Below are 19,671 nucleotides of genomic sequence, written 5' to 3' on the forward strand. Positions count from 1 at the left end.
TTACGCCGCGACCTTCTCCTCGGCGGGTTCGGTGCGCAAAACGCCCGCGGACAGTGCCGCGACGAGGCACAGCGCCACCGGCAGCAGGAACGCGATGTTGAGCGGCACGACGTGGGTCAGCCAGCCGATCACCGCCGGTCCGGCGAGCACGCCGAGGTAACCGAGCCCGGCCACGCGCGAGACGTTGGCGCCCGCCGCGCCGGGTTCCGCGTGCCCGGCCGCGCTGAACAGCTGCGGCACCGTGCCCGACAGGCCGATGCCGGCGATCGCCCATCCCACCAGCGCGAGCCAGATCCACGGCGAGAGCGCCGCGGTCGCGATGCCCACCGCGCCGACCACCGAGCCCCAGCGCAGCACCGCCATCGGACCGACCTTCGCGGTGACCCGGTCCGCGAGCAGCCGTCCGACGGTCATCGTCGTGGCGAACGCGCCGTAGGCGAACGCGGCGATCTGCGGCGAGGCGCCGAGGATGTCCTGCAGGTGCAGCACGCTCCAGTCGTTGGCCGCGCCCTCGCTCAGCATCACCAGCAGGGCGAGCACCGCCATGATCCAGATCCGGCGCGGCACCTTTCGCTTGCCGGTCTGCTCAACGGCGTGCTGCTCCTCCTTCTCGTCGAGGAGGAACCGCGCGGTCACGAGGCTGACGACGACACCGAGCACCGCGGCCGCGCCGAGGGTCGTGGCGGGGGAGAGCTCCCAGCTCAACGCGCGTGCGCCGGTCAACGCCGCGGCGACACCACCGAGCGACCACGTCGCGTGGAACGCCGACATCACCGGACGCGCGTAGTGCCGCTCCACCACCACGGCGTGCGCGTTCATCGTGACGTCGATCAGGCCGTTGCCGAAGCCGAAGATGAGCAGCGCCGCACCGAGCGTCCACTGGTTGAAGGCCACACCGGGCAGGAACGCCGTCACGCTGCACACGACACCCGCGATGGGCACCATCAGCTTCACGCCCACGCGGTCGGTGACCTTGCCGCCCGCCCGCATGCCGAGGAACGCGCCCAGCCCGAGCAGCAGCAACAACCGGCCGAGCTCGGCGTGCGATATGCCCGTGCGGTCCTCGACCGTCGGGATGTGCACGAGCCACAGGCCGAGCAGGAACCCGTTGAGCGCGAAGTACGTGAAGGTGGCCACCCGCGCGGCCTTGAGAGCGTTCACGCGTTGCACGCTAACGAACGAACTAGATGTTCGAAAGATTGAGTTTCGAACATCACTGATGTTCAATCTCGTTCGTGTCCCGACTGAAGCAGATCACCGAGGCAGTCCGCGACGCCGGCTCGCTCGGTGTGGCGGACCTGGCGGCCCTGACCGGCGCCTCCGAGATGACCATCCGCCGCGACCTGGAGGTTCTTGCGACCCAGGGCGTCCTCGAACGCTACCGGGGCGGCGCGCGCAGCCTGCTGCTGCGCGGCTCCGAACCCCCGTTCGCGCTGCGCTCGGACGAGAACATGGCCGCCAAGCGCCGCATTGCCGCTGTCGTCGCCGGCCTCATCGCGGACGGCGAGTCCGTCGTTCTCGACAGCGGCACCACGTGCCTGGAAGTGGCCCGCCTGCTGCACGACAGACGCGTGACCGTCATGCCGTTGTCCCTGCACGCCGTGAACGCACTGTCTTCTTCTTCGACCGTGACTCTGCTCGTGCCCGGCGGCCGCCCCCGTCCAGGCGAACTGGCCCTCACCGGCCCGCTGACCCTGGCCTCGGTGCAGGCGCTGCGCTTCGACACCGCCGTGATCGGCTGCTGCGGCCTGTCCGCCGACCACGGCCTGACCGCCTTCGACCTGGAGGACGCCTCGGTGAAACGAGCCGCCATCACCTCGGCCCGCCGCGTCATCGCCGCCGTGGACGCCTCGAAACTGACCCGCACCGCCCTGGCCCACGTGGCCCCGGTGTCCTCTTTGGACGCCGTGGTCACCGACGCGGAGGGCGACGACGGCCTGACCGCCGCGGGCGTGGCGGTGGTGACGGCATGATCGTGCTGTTCGACATGTTCGGCGTCATCGCGCGCGACCAGTCACCCGAGGTCATGTCCACGATGAGCACCTCGGCGGACTTCTGGGACGCCTACTGGGCGCACCGCCCCGCCTACGACCGAGGCGACGTGACGGCCGCCGAGTACTGGGCGCGCGTCGGCCATCCGCCGCTCGTGGAACAGGACGTCGCCAGCTGGGCGCGCGTCGACTACGAGATGGTCGCGCTGCTGCACGAGCTGAGCAACGCGGGCCAGCGCATCGCGTTGCTGTCCAACATTCCCGAGGACCACGCCCGCAACTTCGAGCGCACCTACGCGTGGCTGGACCTGTTCGAGCTGCGGGCGTTCTCGTGCCGCATCGGGCACGCCAAGCCGGAGCGGGCCGCGTTCGAGTTCTGCCGGGACGCGTTGGGGGACGGCGACATCCTGTTCGTGGACGACCGGGTGGAGAACGTGCGGGCGGCCGAGCTGGTCGGGATGCGCGGGCACCACTTCACGGGGATCGATGGCCTGCGGGAGCTACTTGGTGCTGCCGAAGATGCCTAGGACGTTCGGGAACTGCGACGAGCCCGACTGGTGGCTGCGGCTCAGGGCGTTGAGCCCGTAGGTGGCGAGCCAGGCGACGCACAGGGTGAGCACGGGAACCTCTGCGGCGGCCGGGATCAGCGTGAAGTGGCGAAGCAGCAGGTAGACGGCCAGCGGCGTGAGCCCGGCGGCTACCTGGCCCACGAACCTGCCCGCCACGGCCAGCTTGCTCCGCACCACGTACGAGGCGCGCTCGGGATCGTCCGGCAGCTCGCCGTACCGGCCGGAGAGCACCGTGTCGGCGAGCTTGAGGATCTCGTTGAGGTAGTCGCGGTGAGTCGTCCGGGTCGGCAGAACGAGCCGCACGCACAGAAGTTCGACCGACTGTCCGGCGTGCACGCACCGTCTGCGCAACTCTCTGGTGGCCAACGGGTTCTGTACGCGCATGGTCCGCCACAACCCATGTTTGAGCAGGAACGCAACCTCGTGCGTGGTTGAGACGAGTTCGCTTCTGTTGGCCGGATCCATGAACGCCTTCTCGTCGTGCGCCAGCTCGACACAACGGAACAGCGTGTCCACCGCGGTCGGCTCGGGATCTCGGTGCAAGCGGCGATACCGCCTGGTGAGCGCCCTGAACCGCCTCGTCATCCACGAGGCCGCCCCAAAGGTGGCGAAGCTGAGCACGCCGTGCGCCAGCAGGTAGAGGAAGAGGCGATCGGACGGGTGACCGACGACCGCGTGCACGGGCCCTCGGGCAGCGACCTCTCCGAGCACGATCAACGCGGTCGCTGTCACGACCACCAAGTTGAAGCAGATGATGGCCAGCTTCTCTCGACGCTCGGGCAGGTTCCGTGAGAAGACCAGCGACAGTGCCAGCAGAAGTGCCAGGCTGAACAAGCCGAGGCCCACTCCTGCGACGGCGGAGACTCCGAAGTAGCGCGCGATCAGATACCCGCCGGTGAACACGATGCCGCTGTGGATTCCGGCGAAGACCAGGTCTTCCCGATCGGCCTGGATCTCGTTCCGGACCGTCCGCAGGTTCAGCCTCCGGTACCGCACGAAATCGAGATCGGCCACGCCGACGGCGGCCTCGCGGACCGTGTCCTCCAGCCGCCGCTCGATTTCGAGCCGTGCTCGTAATTCTCTCGCCTTCTCCGGCTTCAGCGCCCCCACGGCGGATTAGTCGCCGTGGGGGACGCAAACGCTACGGACCTAAACGAGCGACGACCAGTAGAACCAGAACGCCTGCAGAACCAACCCGGCGATCGCCAGATACCACAGGATCAGCACCACGCTGTGGAACTGGAACGACGGCCGGATGTTCCGCAGAGTCGTGTACCAGAAGATCGGGATCGTCATCGCCCACACCACCATGCAGTACGGGCACAGCGCCCCGATCTCGTACAGCGACTGCACGATCAGCCAGTGCACGAACAGCACCCCGGCCGTCACCCCGACCTGCAGCCCGATCCACACCCACGACGGCAGCTCGACGTCCGCGACCAGCAGCACGCCCAGCGTCGTCACCACCGCGAAGCCCGCGACGCCGAGCAGCGGGTTGGGGAACCCGAACACCTCGGCCTGCGCGGTCTTCATGATCGAGCCGCAGCTCAGCACCGGGTTGATGCTGCACGTCGGCACGTAGAACGGGTCCTTGAGCAGCGCGATCTTCTCGATCGTCAGGACGAACGACGCGGCCAGCCCGACGAAGCCGCCGACCGCGAGAACCCAGGCGACGATCCGGTTCACGAAAGCGCCTTCTCGATCGCGGTCTTCAGGCCGTCGTAGGTGGGCGCGCCGGTGAACTTGGCGCCGTTGACGAAGAACGTCGGCGTGCCCGTGACGCCGGCCTTGCTGCCCTCGGTGCGCTGGGCGAGCACCTTCTCCCGCAGCGCCGGGTCGTCCAGCGCCTTGTCGAACGCGGCCTGGTCGAGGCCGAGCTGCTGGGCGAACGCGACGAACGCCGCGCGCTGCGACGTCTGCCGGCCGCCCCACTCCTGCTGGGCGTCGAACAGGACGCGGAACATGTCGTCGCGCTTGCCCTGCGCGCCGGCCGCCTCGACGGCGACGGCGGCGAGCTCGGCGTTGCGGTGGCTGGGGATCGGGAAGTGCCGCACGTCGAACGTCACGCGCTCGCCGTACTCGGTCTTGAGCCTCTCGACGCCGGGGTAGGCGGCGCGGCACGACGGGCACTCGAGGTCGAGGTACTCGACGACGGTGACCTTGCCGTCGGCGGAACCGGGTGCCGCGGTGGTGTCGTTGCGGCTGAACAGGAAGAAACCGGCGACCACGACAGCCACGACGGCGACGATGATCAGGGACAGACGAGCGTTCTTGGACATGGCGGAACTCCACGTGTGTGGCGAAGGAAGACGGACCTGGCGAACGGGTCCGGTCTAGGCGCGCAGCACGCAGAGCTGCGCCAGCCGCACTTCCAGCCGACGTGAAGGGGGAGACAGAACAGAAGGCAGGCGCACAGGCAGCAACGCGAACGAGCCGGACCGCCGCAGCAGCGCGAACCCGATCAGCACGGCGAGCGCCACCACGAGACAGCAGCCCGCGACGAGGATGCCGTCGAGCATCGACGACCCCGTGTCCACGTCGTCCGCCACGAACGCGATCGCCGACGTGGAGGACGTGGGGCACTGCGCGGTCCAGGCGAACTCGGTCTCGCACGGCGTGCCCTGCATCATCGCGATCCCGGCGACCAGCGCGAGCACGGCGAAAACCCGCGCGATGTACGCGCGGGTTCGCGAGCTGCAGGTGCCTGGCACGGGATCCAGGGTAGCGACGTCGTGCCGGGGCACGTGCAGATGGGGGAGAAGCCGGCTAACGCCAGAACGCCAGCCTGTGCTCGGCCGCGTAGTCGACGGGCCCGATCGCACCCGGCGCGAGCGACTGCACGTACTGCCCCTCGGAGAACCGCGGCCACCCCGGCGTGCCACCCCGTGCGAAGTCCGTCCACGCCTTGATCATGTGGTCGGACAGGCCGCGGTCCTTGGCGAAGTCCGCCTCCGGGAACAGGTAGTCGATGTCCGACGAGTGGTTCGCGCCGTGCAGCTCAGGCGGGAACGACGGGTCTGTGAACGCCCCGCGGTCGGCGAACTCGAACGCGTAGACAGGCGCCTTCTTCGCGTACAGCGTGTTCTGGCGGTACGTCGCTCGCGCCCACATGCGGTCCGTGAGCAGGGCTGCCCACGCCTGCTTCGGTGACGCATAAGCGCTCACCGGGTACTCGCGTTCGATCTCGGCCGCACGGTCCGGGAACGCCTCCCGCACCAGCCGTGAGTAGTCCTCGGCGGACATCGGGGCCGGGCGGAACAGGCCGACGAAGCTGTTGTGCTCGTCGCGGGTCGCCCCCACGAGCATCGGCACGTCCGCGAACTCGCCCGCCTCCAGCGAGTCGCCGGGCAGGCGCGGCAGCAGCGAGCCGCCGTACCCGGTGGCCTGGAAGATGTTCATGATCTGCGGGTACTCGAGCAGCTTCTCGGCCGGCAGGCGGCGCAGGCACTCGACGTCCGCGCAGCCCAGCTCCGAGCTGATCATCGTGCCGATCTCCTGGATCTCCGGCACCGCCCGCCACGCGAGCGACGGCAGTGCCTCCAGGTCCGGGAACCAGGCGCCCTTCGGTACGTCCACCAGCGTGAACGAGCTGTGCATGATCGCCTTGTGGAACAACGGCGGCTGCCCGATCAGGTGCGCGCCGACGGCCGTCGCGCCGAACGACACCCCGAACAACGTCACGTTGCCCGGATCCCCGCCGAACCCGGCGATGTTGCGTTGGACCCACTCCAAGGCCGCGCGCTGGTCCAGCAGGCCGAACTCGCCGGAGTGCTCGAGCCCCGGCAGCCCGAACCCGCCGAACACGCCCATCCGGTAGTTGAACGTCACCACGACGACGTCGCCCTGCCGCGCGAGGCGTTCCGCGTCGAAGTAGTGCCCGGCCCCGATCGCGCCGTCACCGTGCACCCACACCAGCACCGGCTTGCGGCCACTGGTCGAAGGGGTCGTGACGTTCGCGAACAGGCAGTCCTCGTTCGTGCTCTTCGTCTCGGAGTAGCTGGACCCGACCTGCGGGCACGGACTACCGGGCTCGAAGGCCTCCCGAACCCCGCTCCACTCCGCCGCGCGCACCGGCGGCTTCCACCGCTCCGCGCCGGCGTACGGGACCCCCTGGAACCGCAGGTGCCCGTCGCGCTGTTCCCCCTTGACCTTCCCCGTGTCCGTGGACACGACGTCCGATGTCATGGCTTCCCCCTTGCCACATGCACTGACCAGTAACAACGCGGCTATCAACAACGTGCCCCGACGCACGATGAATCAACCCCTCGTGGCTAGGTCGACGACCGCGACCAACTCCTGTTCGCAGACGTCGAGATCGAGTGACCCGGCCCGCTGCACGACGCCGTTGCGCATCGCGAGAACGAACACCGCCATCACGTCCGGGTCGAACACGCGGAACTCGCCGGCCTCCTGCCCATGTCGCAGCAGGTCGGCGAGCTCAGCGTGATCGGAGTCGGCGATGCCCCCGTCCGTCACCGCCGCGTGTGCCTTGATCCGCAGGAACGCCACCATGTCCTCGCGGTGCTCCCTCAGGAACGCGATGTTGGCGACGAGGAACGCCCGCAGTTCGGCGCGCGCCCCGGACTGGCCCATGCGGGCGCTCACGAACCCTTGGAAGCGCTCCAAGATGTCCGCGAACACCACGTCGACGAGCTCCTGCTTGTTCCTGAAGTGGTACGAGATCAGTCCCGTGCTGCTCAGCCCGGCCCGTGCGGCGATCGCCTTGAACGACGTCTCCACGTAGTCCAGCTCCGCGATCGTGGCGATGGCCGCCGCCACGATCTGTGCTCGCCGGGCCTGCTCGGTCACGGACTTTGCTCGCATGAGCAAAACTTAGCACGCCTGAGCAAAACCAGGTGCGTGCCTGGTCAGAACTCCAAGAGCTCTCGCAAGAACATCGCCTGGAACAGGCGGACCCACGCCCGCGCGAATTGGCGCCGCGAGCAGCTGGTACTCACCCGGACCAGCCCGACGACATCGACGCCGAACTGAAGCGCGAACGCCTCCAGGCGCCGGGATGGCGCAAGTGGAGCGACTCACCGCCAGTCGAGGCGAAGATCGCCCGGTTGCCGCGCGTGCGCTGACCGGGCCGCCACCGTCAGTCGAGGTCGGACAGGTCCAGGACGAACCGGTACCGCACGTCACCGCGGTCGAGCCGGTCGAGCGCCTCTCCCACGCGGCGTGACGGAAGCACCTCGACGTCCGCGACGACGCCGTGGGCGGCGCAGAACTCCAGCATGGCGGCGGTGGCGGGAAGCCCGCCGCTGCCACCCGAGCTCAGCTTCTTGCGGCCGGCCAGCAGGTCCATCGTCTCGACGGTGATCGAGCCGAGGTACCCGACCTGGCTCAGCGTCCCGTCCATCGCGACGAGCGCGAGGTACGGGCGGAGGTCGTGGGCGACCGGAATGGTGTCGATCAGCACGTCGAACCGGTCGCGGGCCGCGTTCGTGCTCTCCGCGTCGGTGGAGAGCACGACGTCGTGCGCGCCCAGCCGCAGCGCGTCCTTCGCCCTGTCCGCGGACCGGCTCACGACCGACACCTCGGCACCGAGGGCCACCGCCAGCTTGACCGCGAGGTGCCCCAGCCCCCCGAGTCCTGCCACCGCCACCCGCGTTCCCGGGCCGACGCCCAACGCCCGCAACGGTTCCCACACGGTGATCCCGGCGCACATCAACGGCGCCGCAGCCGCCGGATCGAGTCCGGACGGCAGGGGATAGGCGAACTTCTCGCGCACGACGTACTCCCGCGAGAACCCGCCGAGTGTCGTCGTCCCGTCGTGACGGTCCTTGCCGCCGTAGGTGAGCGTCGGGAACTCACGACAGAAGTTCTCCTGGCCGGCCACGCACATCGAGCACGTGCCGCAGGAGTCGACGATGTTGCCGACGGCCACGGCGTCGCCGACCTGGAACGCGGTCACGTCCGGACCGGCCTCGATCACCACGCCGGTGAACTCGTGGCCCGGCACGAGGGGTCCCTCGCCGTCGTGGCCGCGCAGCGAGTGCAGATCGGTGTGGCAGACCCCGCAGAAGTCCACGCGCACCGCGATGTCGTCTCGGCGCAGGTCACGCCGGGGGATAGGCGCCTCGCGCAACGCCGTTCCGTCGGCCGTCCAGCCGGTGGTGCTTCGCATGACGCTCCTTCAAACAGACTGTTCGGTCTATTTCAAGCTAGCTCGCTGTGACGCGAAAGTAAACCGACTGGTCTGTCGGTACAGTTCCCCCATGCCCGACCAGCAGCTGACCGCCCGAGGCGCCGCCACCAGGCAGCGCATCATCGACGTCGCCACCCGCGAGTTCGCCGAACACGGCATCGCCGGCGCCCGCATCGAACGGGTCGTCGCCGCCGCGCGCACCAACAAAGCCCAGCTCTACGCCTACTTCGGCAACAAGGAAGGCTTGTTCGACGCGATCTTCTTCGCCTCGCTCGAACGCATCGTCGACGTCGTCCCCATCGACGCCACCGACCTCCCGGACTGGGCCGTCCGCCTCTACGACGAGTACCTGCGGAACCCCGAGCTCATCCGGCTGGCCACGTGGACCCGTCTCGAACGACGCCCCTCCGGCCACCTCGTCGCCGAGACCGACCGCCTCGACGCGTCCAAGCTCCAGGCGATCACGCAGGCGCAGGCGGACGGGCTGGTCCGCGACGGTGATCCGTTCGACCTGATGGCGATGGTCATCGCGATGTCGATGGCGTGGTCACCTGTCAGCAACGTGTACGCGGCCACCGCCGACGAACCCGCCGACACGCACGACCGCAGGCGCGACTTCCTGCGCGACAGCGTGCGCCGCGCCGTCGCGCCGTAGTGTGGAACGCCGCCAAACAACATGCTTTCAGGTTGACCTGCGGCGAAGGGGTGGAGCCGAACGGAAACGCGGCTCTACGTTGTCCCGCATGCCTTTGCGGAGATCAACGGTGCGCGGCCGCGAGTTCGGCGACGCCATCCGGGCGCTGCTGCGCGCGGCCGACCTCACCAACCGCGCCGCCGCGGAGTTGCTGGGCTGGCAGGAGGCCAAGGTCTCGGAACTGGTCAACGGCAAGGAAGGCGTGAGCGACCTCGAACTGGCCAAGCTGCTGGGCCTGCTGCGCACACCACCGGCAGAGTTCGACCACCTGATGGCCCTGCACCACGAGACGCATCAACGAGACTGGCTGCAGCCCAAGGCCGGCACCAAGGACAGAGCGCGCACATTGCGCGAGCAGGAGCAGAAGGCTTCCGGCATCACGGGCTGGTCGATGAACGTCGTGCACGGCCTGGTGCAGGCCCCCGACTACATCGCTGCCATGGTGAACTCGTCACGGCAGCTGTCAGCTGAGGAGCGCCCAGCTGTCATCCGCAATCGAATCGAGCGTCAGGACGCTGCCTTCGACGGCCTTCGGGCCATCACGCTCTACATCCACGAGCAGGCCCTTCGCCTACCGGTGGGAAGCCCGGATGTCATGGCGGACCAGCTTCACCACCTGCTGCGCGTGTCGGTCCGGCCCTATCTGACCATTCGCGTGATTCCCACGGCGGTCGGACCGCACGACGGCCTGTCAGGGTCGTTCGACATGCTGACCTTCAAGAAGATCCCGCCGCTCGTCTACGTGGAGAGCGAGGGAGCTACCGTCTTTCTCGAAGATCAGCCTTCGGTCGGTCTCTACGAAGACGTGCTGAAGTCACTCGGACGGACGGCGTTGGACGAGGCAGGAACCAGGAAGCTGATCACCGACATCATCGGTGAGGAGTCTCGTCATGACCTGCTGGCGCAAGAGTAGCTACAGCGCTACCGACACCAACTGCGTCGAGGTGGGACGTGGTGTCGGGGTCCGGGACAGCAAGTACCCATCCGTCGAGCTCCCGCTCACGAACAACCAGTGGACGGGTTTCCTGCGGATGGTGACGGAGTCGATCTCCACGACCCGCCGATAGGCGGGTTTCGCCGAATTGCCGCCCGTGAGCCCCGTCACAGGTGCATGCTGTGTGGACAAGCTCAACCCGAGGACTGATGACCATGACGAGTGCGACCGCGGGCTCCCGCCACAACTGGGAGACTGACCTGGAGCGCTATCGAACGAGGGCGGTCCAGGTGCTCGACACGCACCTGCCCGCCACCACCGGCTGCACCGAGTGCGGCGACCCGTGGCCCTGTGCCCGTGCCTGCACCGCCGAGCTGGTGCTCGAGCTCTGACACCTACGAGCTCACTCGTCCCAGGAACGCGCTGATCCCGGCCGTCATCCGTTCGACCTGGTCGTCGAGCGAGAGCGACTCCTTGAACCGCGAGCCGGGTCCTGCGCTCTTCTTGCCCCGCAGGTACAGCGAACAGGCCAGGTCGGCGCAGACGTAGACGCCGACCGTGTTGCCCATCTGCCCGGACTTCCCGGCCTTGCGCGCGCTCATCAGCGACACGCCGTCCCCGGAATGCGTGGTCAGGCACCACGAGCACATGGTCTTGCGCGCGCGTCCGGCCTGCGCGGCTCGTCGCAGCGCGATGCCGACGAGCTTCCCGTCGAGCTCGGTGACGAGGTACGAGCGGTCAGGTGCGGCCGGGTCGGTCCAGCCGAGGAAGTCCAGGTCGTCCCACGGCCGCTCACCCAGATCCCTGGGTACGTGCATGCGCTTCGCCTCGCCCTTGGTGGAATTGACGAAGGACGCGCGGATGTCGTGTTCGGTCAGCGGCTTCATGACCAGGGACGCTAGGCTTACCTAGAGGTCCTAGGCAAATTATTAAGGACCCTAGGAAGGGTGACGGATGGCACGTGCGGGGCTCACGGCCGACCGCCTCACGCAGGCGGCGGCGGAGTTGGCGGACGAGGTCGGCTTCGAGAACGTGACGGTGTCCGCGCTGGCCCGCCGCTTCGGGGTGAAGGACGCCTCGCTCTACTCGCACATCCGCAACGCCCAGGACCTGCGCGTCCGGCTGGCCGTGCTGGCACTCGCGGAGCTCGCGGACCGGGTAGCGGAGGCGATCGCGGGGCGGTCGGGCAAGGACGCCCTGGTCGCGTTCGCGAGCGCTTACCGCTCCTACGCCCACGAGCACCCCGGCCGCTACTCGGCGACGCAGATGGCGCTCGACCCCGACACGGCCGCCGAGAGCGCGGCGGGCAAGCACTCCGAGATGACGCGCGCCCTCCTGCGGGGCTACGACCTGTGGGAACCCGACCAGACCGACGCGGTGCGGCTGCTGCACAGCACGTTCCACGGGTTCGTGTCGCTGGAGCGTTCTGGCGGGTTCCACAGCCACCCGCGGGGGGTCGAGGCGTCGTGGCTCAGAGCCCTGGACGCGCTGGACTCGCTGCTGCGGGCGTGGCCCTCCTGAAGAAGTTGACGAGGTTGCCGTCGGGGTCTCGGACCAGCAACGACCGGTTGCCCCACGGCATCGTGGTGGGTTCTTGGACGACCTCCACGCCGGTCAGGTTCTCGTGCACGCCGTCCACGTCGTCGACGAGGAACTCGATGATGACGCTGCGGTTGGCGGACGGCTCCGCGGAGCCGGCGGCGAACAGCGCGACGGTGCGGGTGCTGCCGATCGCGAGGGTGGCCGAAGGGGTCTTGACCTCGGCGAAGTCCTCGGTGGCCCAGGTCGCCTCCACGCCGGTGGCGCGTTCGTAGAAGCCGGCGAGGCGGGCGACGTCGGCGGTGATGATGCGGATCGATGCGAAGTCCATGACCGAACGCTAAAACCGATACCGGACAGAATCCGCCCGGTATGTGCGGGAGAATTCCGGTCATGCCCCGGCCCATCGCACGCGTGCTCTCACTCTTGGAGCTCCTCCAATCCGGAGGCGTCCGGACCGTGGCCGAACTTGCCGAGCGCCTGGACGTCGACGAACGCACGGTGCGCCGCTACGTCGGCCACCTCCTGGACCTCGACGTGCCGGTCGAGTCGGTGCGCGGCCGCTACGGCGGGTACCGGCTCGCCCCCGGCTACCGGATGCCGCCGCTGATGCTGAGCGACGACGAGGCTCTCGCCGTGCTGATCGGCCTGGTCACGGGCCTGATAGCGGGCACGGCAAGCGAGACGGCGGCCGCGAAGGTGCGCCGGGTGCTGCCCGCACGGCTCGCGGGCAGGCTCGACGCCGTGCTCGGCTCACTCGCCTTCACCAGCCCGCCCGCCTCACCCGCCGCTCCGGACGCCGCGATCCTGCTCGCACTCGCCGACGCCGTGACCCACCACCGCCCGGTCTCCCTGCGCTACACCTCCGCCGACGGCCGGCACAGCGAACGCACGCTGCACCCGTACGGACTGGTCGCCCACTCGGGCCGCTGGTACGTGACGGGCGTCGATCCCGCGCTCGGCGAGGACCGGACGTTCCGCCTGGACCGCATCTCCACGGCCAGGACGCTGCCCGGCTCGTTCGACCCGCCTGCCGGACCGGACCCGGCGCAGCGCGTCCTGACCGGGCTCGCCACCGCTCCGCACCGGCACGAGGTGACGATCCGGATCCAGGGCACCACCGAGCAGATCCGCAGTCGGCTGCCCGCGAGCGTCGCGGTGGTCGAGCCGGACGCCGAGGGATGGTCGCGCGTCGACCTGCGGGTGGAACGGCTCGACTGGCTGCCGGGCGTGCTCGCGTCGCTGGACCTGCCGTTCGTCATCGAGCGGCCGGACGAACTGCGCGGGCTCGTGATTGCTCTGGCTGATCGACTCCGGAAGTCCGCAGCGCTGCTTGGATGAACTCCATGCGAGCCCTGCTGCTGTCCGCGGTCCTGGCCCTGTCCCTCGCCGCACCCGCCCACGCCACCACGGGTTTCGTCGTGCTCAGCGACGTCGACCCGACCATCCGGCACGACATCCGCTACTACACCGCGCACAACTTCGTCGGCACCCGCGTCGACGGCTACCGCGCACCCCTGTGCATCCTGACCAAGCAGGCCGCCAAGGCGTTGCGCGGCGTGCAGCGCGAGATGCTGCGGCACGGCTACACGCTCAAGGTCTACGACTGCTACCGCCCGCAGCGCGCCGTCGACCACTTCGTGCGCTGGGCCCGCGACCTCGCCGACCAGCGGATGAAGCCCGAGTTCTACCCGCGCGTCGACAAGACGCGGCTGTTCGAGGACGGCTACATCGCGGAGAAGTCCGGCCACAGCCGCGGCTCCACGCTGGACCTGACGATCGTGAAGCTGCCCGCCCGCCACCAGCGCCCGTACGTGCCGGGGGAGCGCCTGGTGGACTGCGCCGCGCCGAACCGGTTCCCCGACAACACCGTCGACATGGCCACCGGCTACGACTGCTTCGACACGCTCTCGCACACCGACGACCCGCGCGTGACCGGTCAGGCGCGGGAGAACCGCCAGCTGCTCAAGACGGCGATGGCCAGGGCCGGGTTCCGCAACCTGCCCGAGGAGTGGTGGCACTTCACGCTCAACGACGAGCCGTTCCCCGACACGTACTTCGACTTCCCCGTCGCGCGCTGACCACTGCCCTTCCGGCTGCCCGGACGGACGCTGCGGCCAGGCAGCCGGCCGCGCGACCGTGCACTGCGACTACTCCGCGGGAGGCAGTGTGCGCGACCATTTGCCGGAGCCGCGGCGTGAGCAGGCCGCACCCGTGCCGAGGCCGACTCGTGCCGGGTTGATGGCGTTGCAGAGCGCGGCGGGCAACCGGGCGATGAGCCGGCTGTTGTCGGTGCAGCGCAACGTCGGCATCGAGCTCGAGGACAGCCAATGGTCGGTGGTCAGCACCTCCAAGGAAGCGCCAGGACGAGTGCGCAAGAGCGTTCCCATCGCGGTCCGGGATGAGTTCCAGCTGCAGGCGGAGGACGGTCCCGACAGGTCCGCGCTCGAGATCGTCTCGCATCCGCCCGGCGTCGTGGACGACCATGGCCTGAACACTCTCATCGCCGAGGTCGAGGACACCATCCACGAGCTCGACAAGCGCGTCGGCAGGCGGGCGTTCAGTTCTGACAAGCTCACGGGTGGACGATCCGGCTTCCAGTTGTACGGCTACCGCAAGTTCAAGCCGTTCATGCAGATGACGGTGGGTGTGCCTCTCTCGCGCCTGGCCGCACTGCAGGCCGCCCTCGGCAGCACGGGGCTCGCTGAGGTGGCGGTGCCCGGCGAACGGTGGTCGATCGAGGCGGCCCAGCAGGTCGTGGGGGCGAGCCCGAGCCCGGAACTGGTCGGGCTGATCCAGCTGGTCCGCTCCTACCTCGTGGCCGGCGACGTGAGGAGACAGGTCCATCTGCTCAAGGAGCTCGTACCGGTCATGGCGCGCACGGACTTAGCCACCATGTTCACGATGCTCCCGGCGACCGAGCAGGAGACGATCCGCCTGCGCCAGTACGCCTGGGTCGCGGCGCTCGTGGAAGGGCTCACGATCGGTGGGACCGAGACCGGAGCCGCGCCCGTGTTCTCCCAGGACGTCAAGTACCAGGACAAGGGCCTCGAGTTCGTCTACGGCAACACGACGACGAGGCGTGAGTGGTTGCGAGCGATGAGTCGGCCGCAGGGCGCTGACCTGCTCTCCGCCGGCGGCAAGGCAGGTGGTCTTCAGGACGGGCAACGAGCTGCCGCTCTGCGGATCGGTATCGAATGGAGGCAAGGGTCTGTGCCCGCCGAGCAGCTCTTGGAGGTGCTGGAGGAGCTCCACGAAGGGTTCGGAGCCCTCGGAAACCGAACCGACCAGGTCGTCTACAGCGATCAGCCCCGAGACATGACACCTGCCGCGATCCTCGAACTGCGCAGTCCGAAGCAGGAACCGGACTGGCAGACAGCTGCCCGGATGATCCAGGCCTGCGTCCAGCAGGTGATCGGGCTCGACGGCGCCCGCCCGTTCCTCAATCTCATGACCGAGGACGGCGTCGAAAGAAAACGCCAGGCGCGTGAGGTCGGCGGCGAACACCGGCAGGGGCGTCACACCGCGGACAAGCTCCTCCGCTTCCTGACGCTCGGCGCGTTCGGGAAGGGCTCGTAGTCAGACGCGGGGCCTGGTCAGCAGCCTGGACAGCACGATCGCGCTCTCGGTCCGCTCCACCGGAGCGGTCGACCGCACCCGCTGGATCGCCTGCTCCAGGTGCGGGATGTCGCGGGCCAGCACGTAGAGCATCGCGTCGGCCGCACCGGAGACCGTGCAGGCCTCGACGACCTCGGGGATGTCCTCCAGCGCCTTGGTCAGCTCGGCCGGCGTCGGGTTGCCCGCGCAGTAGACCTCGACGAACGCCTCGGTGTGCCACGCCATCGCCTGCGGGTCGATCAGGGCGCTGAAACCGCGGATCGCGCCGGTGGCCACGAGGCGGTCGAGTCGTCTCTTCGCGGCGGACGGCGACAACCCTGCCGCCTTGCCGATCTCGGCGTACGTGGCGCGGGCGTTGTGCAGCACGCAGCGGATGATCGCTTCGTCGATGTCGTCCATGCCCAGAGGATCAGGCCTGCTGCAAGCAATTGCCACGGCGCGGTGATCTTTGCAAAGAATTCGCAGGTGGACGCCGGTTTTGGTGATTGTTTGCGTGTGGCTCGCGAACCTAGTCTCACGGCTCGTGACCATCAACGACGTCGAGGCGGCGGCCCTGGCCGCGGTGGACGAGGCCGCGATCGGCCGGCTCCTGCTGGAGCTGCTCGAGGTGCCGAGTGTGACGGGCAGTGCGGCGGAGTCCGACCTGCAGCACGTGCTGGCGGGGCATCTGGAGCGGTTGGACCTGGACGTCGACCTGTGGTCGATGGATCTGCCCTCGCTGCGTGCTCACCAGGACTTCCCCGGTGGTGAAGCGCCGCGTTCGGAGGCGTGGGGGCTGGTGGGCGACAGCACGAAGGGCGACGGGCCGACGTTGATCCTGCAGGGGCATGTCGACGTGGTCCCGCCGGGTGACCTGGCGCAGTGGGAGGGCGATCCGTTCCGCCCGCGCGTCGCCGGCGACGTGGTGCACGGCCGGGGAGCGTGCGACATGAAGGCCGGTGTGGTGGCGATCCTCGCCGCGCTGGCCGCGATCCGTGCGGCGGAGGCGACGCTGCGGGGGCAGGTGTCGGTGCACTTCGTGGTCAGCGAGGAGGACGGCGGGCTCGGCGCGTTCGGCACGCTGCAGCGCGGCCACACCGGTGACGCCTGCATCATCACCGAGCCGACCAGCGGCGCGTTGATGGTCGCCAACGGCGGCGCGCTCACGTTCCGCATCGAGGTCCCCGGTCAGGCCACGCACGGCAGCACCCGGTACGCCGGGGTCAGCGCCATCGACGCCTACCTGCCGATCCACGCCGCGCTCGCCCGCCTGGAGTCCCGGCGCAACGCCGTCGCCGATCCGCTCATGTCCGGGTGGAAGATCCCGTACCCGCTGTCGGTCGGCACGCTGCAGGCCGGTGACTGGGCGAGCAGCGTGCCGGATCTGCTGGTCGCCGAGGGACGGTTGGGCGTGGCGTTGGGCGAGGATCCCGCGCAGGCCCGTGCCGAACTGGAGTTGTGCGTGGCCGAGGCCTGCGCGTCGGACCCGTGGCTGCGGGCGCACCCCGCTGTCGTGACGTGGCCCGGTGGTCAGTTCGCCAGCGGACGGTTGCCGGCCGGGCACCCGCTGGCGGCGCTGGTCGCGGACGCGCACGCCGACGTCACGCGGAGCGCACGGCCCGCCGAGCAGGGTGCTCCGTACGGCAGTGACCTGCGCTTGTACGCGGGCCGGGGAATTCCGACGCTGCAGTACGGGCCGGGTGACGTGCGGTTCGCCCACGGGCCGCAGGAGCAGGTGTCCGTCAGCGAGGTCGTCACCGTGGCGCGGGCTCTGGTCCTGGCCACCCTGAGGACGGTCGGTTGACTGCCCTTGCGGCCGTTGTCCTGAACGCCTGGGCGCACCACCCTGGGTGACATGCTCCACCACCAGGCCGTCGCGCCCACCCGGAGCCCGCTCGCACACGCCCCCGCCCACGCGCTGCAGAGAGCCGTGGGCAACAGGGCCGTCACCGGGCTCGTCCAGCGGCTCGCGGTGCAACGCGCGTCGCGATCGGACCTGCTCACCGCGTTGCGCGGGGCGATCCAGGCCGGTGAGTGGCAGACGGTCGCCACCCGGCTCAACGGGTTCAACGACGCCGACATCGTGCGGCTCTCGGCGGGCCTGTCCGTGGGCGAGGCCGCCAACACCAGGGCCGCCGTCGCGGTGCACCTGGCCGGGTGGCCGCAGGAGCAGACGATCATCGCGGCCCTCGACAGGGGACGGGCGGAGGTCGCCCGCATCGGCCGGATCTACCAGGCCTACGAGCAGGGTGTCCGCGCCGGTGAGTGGGACGCGGTGACCCGTCAGCTGCACGTCATGTCCGACCAGGACATCGCCGCACGGCTGGCGAAACTCCCGCCCGACGCGATCCGCGGCCTGGCCGAGGTCGCGCACGACCACAGCGAACGCATCGCGGGCAAGGTCGCGAAAACGGCGAAGGACCGGGGCGTCGACGTGCCCGACAGGTCCGCCCACCTGGTCGTCGGCGATCGGGACCTCGGCCCCGTGGCCGAACAGCAGCAGACCGGCGGCGAACGCATCGTGGCCGTCGACTCCGAACTGGCCCGGGGCGAGGGCGCGTCCATCGGCGGCCGTCCCCTCGCCAGTGGCCCGGTGGTCGTCCTGAGCGCGCTGCCCGCGGTCGACCTCGCGAAGACCGCGCGTGAGGCCAGCGGCATCTACCGCATCGTCGCAGGCCGGCTCGTACCGATCACGACCCAGACCGTGGCGCGCCGCGGCGCGTTCGGCCTCGCCGTGAAGGCGCCGGTGTTCGTCGTGCTCACCCTCGTGGGCGTCGCGGTCACGCTCGGGGTCGCCTACGCCATCGCGCACACCCAGGAGATCAACGCGCAGATGGACAAGTGGGGCGGCACCCTTCCTCCCGGTGGTCTCGCGGACACCGACCCCGCCCAGGAGGAGAAACCCGACGGTGGTGACGGCGACTGCGAGTGCCTGCCCGGTACGCACGCCACCTACGGCGGCCTCGACTCACTAGGCCGCGCGACCGGGGTCCGCGCCACGATGCGCGGCCGCACGTGGTCGGGTCAACGCCCGTTGGAGGACCCGGCCGGCTACTCGGGTGTCGTCGCCGGCCAGCACCGGGCCCACCTGCTCGCCAGGGTTCTCGGCGGCAGCGGGGGAATGGAGAACCTGGTGCCGTTCGGCGGTCTGCAGAACATCCGGATGTACGTGGACGTCGAGTCCTACGTCGAGGAGTTCGTCACCCTGAACCCGAGCACGTGCGTCGAGTACACGGCGACTCCGGTCTACGAGGGCCGCGTCCTGTCGCCGGTCGCGATCGAGGTGGTGGCCCGAGATCTGTGCACCGGCAAGGAGATCATCCGCCGCACGGTCGCCAACTACACGATCCACTGACGAGCCGCGTCACGGGCCGGACCAGAGGTGCGGCGCCACCCGCGCGTAGTCGGCGAGGCTGTCGACGGCGGCCGCGTGGTCGGGATGCTCCGGCCCGATGATCCACTTCGGCTGGTCCGCGGGCTGTCCGGCCAGCCGGGACGTCAACTCCTCGAATGCTTCCACGTCGTGCCCGCTCGCGTTCCACAGCAGGCACGGCCCGGGAACTCGGGTGGAGACGCGATGGTCCTGCGCCGTCACGACGATCTTGGGTCCGCCCAGGTCGTTGTCGAGCAGGCACAGCGTGGCGCCGGTCGTCAGAGCCAGCGTCGCGAAGGTCTCCCGGACGGAGGGCGAGCTCAGGAACAGCCTGCTCTGCGCGGAGGTCGCCGTCATGAACGTGAACCTCCAGTGCTCCGGCAGCACGGCGAAGGTGTCGCTGACGCTGAGGTAGATGTAGCCGATCACGACCTGTGCGGACTCGGTCTGATCGGTCTCCTCGGCCCGGTGCACGCGCAGCGGTTCGTCCTGCGGGAAGCAGAGGGACAGGTCGAGGTTCAGTCCGGCCAGCTCCACCGTCGTGCCGCTGATGAAGCGGTGAGTGCCGGGCAGCCTCATCGAGGTGCCGTCGGGGAGGAGCACGGTCGTCCAGCGTGACTCCTGCGGGTCGCACAGTTTTGCGGCCGCGGTCAAGAAGCGGCGGACGTCCCGCCGATGCACGTGGAACTCGTAGTCGAAGTCGATGCCCATGTTTTTCGTGCCCCCTGGCTGCGGCTCATCCGGCTTGATCATGGCACCTGAGGCTGCCAACGGAACTCTCCGCCCGCCGATCCTGGCCGCCGATCCTGGCCGCCGATAATGT

General features: G+C 69.4%; 24 protein-coding genes. 12 read left to right on the forward strand and 12 right to left on the reverse strand.

Annotation, left to right across the window (positions count from 1 at the left end):
• On the reverse strand, window positions 1-1,161 hold the full coding sequence (locus tag ACWF7A_RS05050) for an MFS transporter (protein ID WP_452249121.1): 1,161 nt from the start codon (window positions 1,159-1,161) through the stop codon (window positions 1-3).
• A 74-nt stretch (window positions 1,162-1,235) separates the two neighbouring features.
• Between ACWF7A_RS05050 and ACWF7A_RS05055 the strand changes: the two genes are divergently transcribed.
• Together ACWF7A_RS05055 and ACWF7A_RS05060 are read left to right on the forward strand one after the other, a co-directional pair.
• Window positions 1,236-1,973 carry a DeoR/GlpR family DNA-binding transcription regulator gene (locus ACWF7A_RS05055; protein WP_452249122.1) on the forward strand — a complete coding sequence of 246 codons (738 nt, stop codon included), beginning with the start codon at window positions 1,236-1,238 and terminating at the stop codon, window positions 1,971-1,973.
• Window positions 1,970-2,518: an HAD family hydrolase gene (locus ACWF7A_RS05060; protein WP_452249123.1), complete on the forward strand. Its 549-nt coding sequence runs from the start codon at window positions 1,970-1,972 to the stop codon at window positions 2,516-2,518. Before ACWF7A_RS05055 ends, ACWF7A_RS05060 begins: the two co-directional genes overlap by 4 nt.
• Here the strand turns inward: ACWF7A_RS05060 and ACWF7A_RS05065 are convergent.
• The 7 genes from ACWF7A_RS05065 to ACWF7A_RS05095 all read right to left on the reverse strand — a co-directional run bounded on the left by ACWF7A_RS05065 (window position 2,492) and on the right by ACWF7A_RS05095 (window position 8,690).
• Entirely contained in the window at window positions 2,492-3,670 is a 1,179-nt protein-coding gene (locus tag ACWF7A_RS05065; RefSeq protein WP_452249124.1) for a hypothetical protein, read from the reverse strand. The genes ACWF7A_RS05060 and ACWF7A_RS05065 overlap by 27 nt on opposite strands.
• Before the next feature lie 39 nt (window positions 3,671-3,709).
• Complete coding sequence (locus ACWF7A_RS05070; RefSeq protein WP_452249125.1) at window positions 3,710-4,246, reverse strand: vitamin K epoxide reductase family protein; 537 nt, start codon at window positions 4,244-4,246, stop codon at window positions 3,710-3,712.
• Entirely contained in the window at window positions 4,243-4,839 is a 597-nt protein-coding gene (locus ACWF7A_RS05075) for a DsbA family protein (protein ID WP_452249126.1), read from the reverse strand. The genes ACWF7A_RS05070 and ACWF7A_RS05075 overlap by 4 nt, the downstream gene beginning before the upstream one ends.
• Window positions 4,840-4,893: 54 nt before the next feature.
• A complete protein-coding gene (locus tag ACWF7A_RS05080) occupies window positions 4,894-5,271 on the reverse strand; it encodes a hypothetical protein (RefSeq protein ID WP_452249127.1) in 378 nt (125 codons plus the stop codon).
• Window positions 5,272-5,326: 55 nt separating this feature from the next.
• Window positions 5,327-6,745 carry a carboxylesterase/lipase family protein gene (locus ACWF7A_RS05085; RefSeq protein WP_452249128.1) on the reverse strand — a complete coding sequence of 473 codons (1,419 nt, stop codon included), beginning with the start codon at window positions 6,743-6,745 and terminating at the stop codon, window positions 5,327-5,329.
• A gap of 72 nt (window positions 6,746-6,817) precedes the next feature.
• Window positions 6,818-7,384, reverse strand: a complete 567-nt coding sequence (locus ACWF7A_RS05090) for a TetR/AcrR family transcriptional regulator (protein ID WP_452249129.1) — start codon at window positions 7,382-7,384, stop codon at window positions 6,818-6,820.
• Between the two features lie 274 nt (window positions 7,385-7,658).
• Window positions 7,659-8,690: an NAD(P)-dependent alcohol dehydrogenase gene (locus ACWF7A_RS05095; RefSeq protein ID WP_452249130.1), complete on the reverse strand. Its 1,032-nt coding sequence runs from the start codon at window positions 8,688-8,690 to the stop codon at window positions 7,659-7,661.
• A gap of 91 nt (window positions 8,691-8,781) precedes the next feature.
• Between ACWF7A_RS05095 and ACWF7A_RS05100 the strand changes: the two genes are divergently transcribed.
• From ACWF7A_RS05100 to ACWF7A_RS05115, 4 genes are all read left to right on the forward strand, one after another.
• A complete protein-coding gene (locus ACWF7A_RS05100; RefSeq protein ID WP_452249131.1) occupies window positions 8,782-9,366 on the forward strand; it encodes a TetR family transcriptional regulator in 585 nt (194 codons plus the stop codon).
• Window positions 9,367-9,475: 109 nt separating this feature from the next.
• Window positions 9,476-10,318 (forward strand): Scr1 family TA system antitoxin-like transcriptional regulator, encoded by an 843-nt coding sequence (locus tag ACWF7A_RS05105; RefSeq protein WP_452249132.1) that lies wholly within the window; start codon window positions 9,476-9,478, stop codon window positions 10,316-10,318.
• Window positions 10,296-10,472, forward strand: a complete 177-nt coding sequence (locus ACWF7A_RS05110) for a DUF397 domain-containing protein (RefSeq protein WP_452249133.1) — start codon at window positions 10,296-10,298, stop codon at window positions 10,470-10,472. The genes ACWF7A_RS05105 and ACWF7A_RS05110 overlap by 23 nt, the downstream gene beginning before the upstream one ends.
• Window positions 10,473-10,554: 82 nt before the next feature.
• On the forward strand, window positions 10,555-10,731 hold the full coding sequence (locus tag ACWF7A_RS05115) for a hypothetical protein (RefSeq protein ID WP_189155302.1): 177 nt from the start codon (window positions 10,555-10,557) through the stop codon (window positions 10,729-10,731).
• A gap of 3 nt (window positions 10,732-10,734) precedes the next feature.
• On the opposite strand, the gene ACWF7A_RS05120 is transcribed toward ACWF7A_RS05115, so the two are convergent.
• On the reverse strand, window positions 10,735-11,226 hold the full coding sequence (locus ACWF7A_RS05120; RefSeq protein WP_452249134.1) for an FBP domain-containing protein: 492 nt from the start codon (window positions 11,224-11,226) through the stop codon (window positions 10,735-10,737).
• A gap of 67 nt (window positions 11,227-11,293) precedes the next feature.
• Here ACWF7A_RS05120 and ACWF7A_RS05125 point away from each other — a divergent pair, with 67 nt between their 5' ends.
• Window positions 11,294-11,860, forward strand: a complete 567-nt coding sequence (locus ACWF7A_RS05125; protein ID WP_452249135.1) for a TetR/AcrR family transcriptional regulator — start codon at window positions 11,294-11,296, stop codon at window positions 11,858-11,860.
• Here ACWF7A_RS05125 and ACWF7A_RS05130 read toward each other — a convergent pair.
• Window positions 11,811-12,209 carry a VOC family protein gene (locus tag ACWF7A_RS05130; RefSeq protein WP_452249136.1) on the reverse strand — a complete coding sequence of 133 codons (399 nt, stop codon included), beginning with the start codon at window positions 12,207-12,209 and terminating at the stop codon, window positions 11,811-11,813. The genes ACWF7A_RS05125 and ACWF7A_RS05130 overlap by 50 nt on opposite strands.
• Window positions 12,210-12,271: 62 nt before the next feature.
• Here ACWF7A_RS05130 and ACWF7A_RS05135 point away from each other — a divergent pair, with 62 nt between their 5' ends.
• The 3 genes from ACWF7A_RS05135 to ACWF7A_RS05145 all read left to right on the forward strand — a co-directional run bounded on the left by ACWF7A_RS05135 (window position 12,272) and on the right by ACWF7A_RS05145 (window position 15,457).
• Window positions 12,272-13,219, forward strand: a complete 948-nt coding sequence (locus tag ACWF7A_RS05135) for a helix-turn-helix transcriptional regulator (protein WP_452249137.1) — start codon at window positions 12,272-12,274, stop codon at window positions 13,217-13,219.
• 5 nt (window positions 13,220-13,224) lie between these two features.
• On the forward strand, window positions 13,225-13,959 hold the full coding sequence (locus tag ACWF7A_RS05140; protein WP_452249138.1) for a M15 family metallopeptidase: 735 nt from the start codon (window positions 13,225-13,227) through the stop codon (window positions 13,957-13,959).
• A gap of 88 nt (window positions 13,960-14,047) precedes the next feature.
• A complete protein-coding gene (locus ACWF7A_RS05145; protein ID WP_452249139.1) occupies window positions 14,048-15,457 on the forward strand; it encodes a hypothetical protein in 1,410 nt (469 codons plus the stop codon).
• Here the strand turns inward: ACWF7A_RS05145 and ACWF7A_RS05150 are convergent, their stop codons facing one another.
• Entirely contained in the window at window positions 15,458-15,895 is a 438-nt protein-coding gene (locus ACWF7A_RS05150; protein ID WP_452249140.1) for an Lrp/AsnC family transcriptional regulator, read from the reverse strand.
• 124 nt (window positions 15,896-16,019) lie between these two features.
• Here ACWF7A_RS05150 and ACWF7A_RS05155 point away from each other — a divergent pair, with 124 nt between their 5' ends.
• Together ACWF7A_RS05155 and ACWF7A_RS05160 are read left to right on the forward strand one after the other, a co-directional pair.
• Window positions 16,020-17,279 (forward strand): ArgE/DapE family deacylase, encoded by a 1,260-nt coding sequence (locus tag ACWF7A_RS05155; protein WP_452249141.1) that lies wholly within the window; start codon window positions 16,020-16,022, stop codon window positions 17,277-17,279.
• Window positions 17,280-17,330: 51 nt separating this feature from the next.
• Complete coding sequence (locus ACWF7A_RS05160) at window positions 17,331-18,830, forward strand: DNA/RNA non-specific endonuclease (RefSeq protein ID WP_452249142.1); 1,500 nt, start codon at window positions 17,331-17,333, stop codon at window positions 18,828-18,830.
• 9 nt (window positions 18,831-18,839) lie between these two features.
• Here the strand turns inward: ACWF7A_RS05160 and ACWF7A_RS05165 are convergent, their stop codons facing one another.
• On the reverse strand, window positions 18,840-19,601 hold the full coding sequence (locus tag ACWF7A_RS05165; protein ID WP_452249143.1) for a hypothetical protein: 762 nt from the start codon (window positions 19,599-19,601) through the stop codon (window positions 18,840-18,842).
• Window positions 19,602-19,671 lie beyond the last annotated feature (70 nt).

The organism is Lentzea sp. NPDC055074 (assembly GCF_053608005.1).